A 3,074-nucleotide genomic window follows, 5' to 3' on the forward strand; every position below is an offset into this window, starting at 1 on the left:
CCTCTCGGCTCCCACTGCTTGTATGCACACGGTTTTAGGTTCTATTTCACTCCCCTCACAGGGGTTCTTTTCGCCTTTCCCTCACGGTACTGGTTCACTATCGGTCAGTCAGGAGTATTTAGCCTTGGAGGATGGTCCCCCCATCTTCAAACAGGATTTCTCGTGTCCCGCTCTACTTAATATGCTTATCTAAACGTTTCGAGTACGGGATTGTCACCCTCTATGATTCACCTTTCCAAGTGATTCCTCTACGTCTAAATTCGTCGGCTCCTCCCCGTTCGCTCGCCGCTACTGGGGGAATCTCGTTTGATGTCTTTTCCTCGGGGTACTGAGATGTTTCACTTCTCCCGGTTCGCTTCGTATTAGTTACGATACTTGCCTTCTGGCAAGTGGGTTTCCCCATTCAGATATCGCCGGATCACAGGATATTGCCGCCTCCCCGACGCTTTTCGCAGGCTGTCACGTCTTTCTTCGCCTCTGACTGCCAAGGCATCCACCGTGTGCACTTATTCACTTGACTATACAACCCTAATCGGTCGTATGTCGTTAGTAACGTCCACCTTTGTTTACGCTTGATTCAGTTCTCTTTACTTGGCTACAAGACTAACTTTCTATATCGCTATTCCAGTCTTCCCTGTAGCCTTCGTGGTTAATGATACGTTGGATATCATTAACCCAGACTCATTTCTCTATGTTGTTATTGAGTTAATTTACCTTCGTCAGGTAAATTCGTGTTGTTACACTAAACAATTTACTGTCATCAGTATCCTGTTTGCTGTAACAGCTTGGTGGAGCCAAGGAGAGTCGAACTCCTGACCTCCTGCGTGCAAGGCAGGCGCTCTACCAACTGAGCTATGGCCCCAAGAAGCGTTTAGGCAAAGCAGCGCTTTGCTAGCTTCGAGCCGAAAAACGTTTTAGTACGTTTTTCGGTGTCCTTTGGTTATATTGGTGGGTCTAATAAGACTTGAACTTATGACCCCCGCGTTATCAACACGGTGCTCTAACCAACTGAGCTATAGACCCCGAGAAGCGTTAAAAAATTGCATCGCAATTTTAGCTTCGAGCCAAAAAACTTTTGGATAAGTTTTTTGGTCGTAACTTTAAAAGTCTTTGCTCTTCTTTTACGCTACGTTAGCTTCTTAAAACACAAGACCAACTTGCTGTGAATTCTCACCCAGTCACTTTCGTTAAGGAGGTGATCCAGCCGCAGGTTCCCCTACGGCTACCTTGTTACGACTTCACCCCAGTCATCGACCACACCGTGGTAAGCGCCCCCTTTCGTTAGGCTACCTACTTCTGGTGCAATAGACTCCCATGGTGTGACGGGCGGTGTGTACAAGGCCCGGGAACGTATTCACCGCAGCATTCTGATCTGCGATTACTAGCGATTCCGACTTCATGGAGTCGAGTTGCAGACTCCAATCCGGACTACGATAGGCTTTTTGAGATTCGCGTCACATCGCTGTGTAGCTGCCCTCTGTACCTACCATTGTAGCACGTGTGTAGCCCTGGTCGTAAGGGCCATGATGACTTGACGTCGTCCCCGCCTTCCTCCAGTTTGTCACTGGCAGTCTCCTTACAGTTCTCAGCTTCACCTGCTAGCAAGTAAGGATAAGGGTTGCGCTCGTTGCGGGACTTAACCCAACATCTCACGACACGAGCTGACGACAGCCATGCAGCACCTGTATGTGAATTCCCGAAGGCACTCCCACATCTCTGTAGGATTCTCACTATGTCAAGACCAGGTAAGGTTCTTCGCGTTGCATCGAATTAAACCACATGCTCCACCGCTTGTGCGGGCCCCCGTCAATTCATTTGAGTTTTAACCTTGCGGCCGTACTCCCCAGGCGGTCTACTTATCGCGTTAGCTGCGCCACTAAGGCTTCATGAGCCCCAACGGCTAGTAGACATCGTTTACGGCGTGGACTACCAGGGTATCTAATCCTGTTTGCTACCCACGCTTTCGGGTCTGAGTGTCAGTATTGTGCCAGAAAGCTGCCTTCGCCATCGGTATTCCTCCAGATCTCTACGCATTTCACCGCTACACCTGGAATTCTACTTCCCTCTCATATACTCTAGTTCACCAGTATCATATGCTGTTCCTAGGTTAAGCCCAGGGCTTTCACATATGACTTAGTGCACCACCTGCACCCGCTTTACGCCCAGTAATTCCGATTAACGCTCGCACCCTCTGTATTACCGCGGCTGCTGGCACAGAGTTAGCCGGTGCTTATTCTGCAGGTAACGTCACCACCAGTGTGTTTCTCCACTGGCTCTTCCTCCCTGCTTAAAGTGCTTTACAATCTTATGACCTTCTTCACACACGCGGCATGGCTGGATCAGGGTTTCCCCCATTGTCCAATATTCCCCACTGCTGCCTCCCGTAGGAGTCCGGACCGTGTCTCAGTTCCGGTGTGACTGATCATCCTCTAAGACCAGTTATAGATCGTCGCCATGGTGAGCCTTTACCTCACCATCTAGCTAATCTAATTTAGGCACATCTTATAGCAGAACCCAAAAGCTCCTTTCTCCCGTAGGACGTATGCGGTATTAATTCGAGTTTCCCCGAGCTATCCCCCTCTATAAGGCAGTTTCCTAAATCTTACTCACCCGTTCGCCACTATTTCCCCTAGCAAGCTAGGTTCCATCGTTCGACTTGCATGTGTTAAGCCTGCCGCCAGCGTTCAATCTGAGCCATGATCAAACTCTTCAGTTTAATCTTCTCGCTCTTCCCACTGTTCGCTTAAATGAATCAACTTTAAGTTTTTTTCACTCAGTTCATCGTTAAGTCCTATTATACTCTTCGATTTATAAGAGCAGAAATGCTTCTTTACTTCATTTCTTTTTGTGCCTGGGTGAAAATCCACACAAGTTGTTCTTGTGTTTCGTTGTTATTGAGTTATTCTTTGACATCATCTGTCGAAAGAGGCGCTATTTTAACATGTTTTTTGATGCTGTCAATAGCTTTTTTTTCAAACTTTTTTACCGTTTTAGCTCGCTGCCACTAAGTACTTGTTTTTACAAGCTTTGTTGGCTGCCGCCGTTCGGTGTGTGCGTATTATACGCGCTTTTTT

2 tRNA genes and 2 rRNA genes are annotated in these 3,074 nt (G+C 47.8%); all 4 read right to left on the bottom strand.

Annotation, left to right across the window (positions count from 1 at the left end):
* Nucleotides 1–520: ribosomal RNA gene (locus tag MA2_RS10520) — 23S ribosomal RNA — on the bottom strand; the annotation flags it as partial.
* Nucleotides 521–786: 266 nt separating this feature from the next.
* Nucleotides 787–862: transfer RNA gene (locus MA2_RS10525), tRNA-Ala, on the bottom strand.
* Nucleotides 863–946: 84 nt separating this feature from the next.
* Nucleotides 947–1,023: transfer RNA gene (locus tag MA2_RS10530), tRNA-Ile, on the bottom strand.
* 165 nt (nucleotides 1,024–1,188) lie between these two features.
* Nucleotides 1,189–2,716, bottom strand: a 16S ribosomal RNA gene (locus MA2_RS10535).
* Nucleotides 2,717–3,074: the final 358 nt, after the last annotated feature.

Source organism: Moraxella atlantae NBRC 14588 (assembly GCF_001591265.1).
Taxonomy (GTDB): Bacteria; Pseudomonadota; Gammaproteobacteria; order Pseudomonadales; family Moraxellaceae; genus Faucicola; species Faucicola atlantae.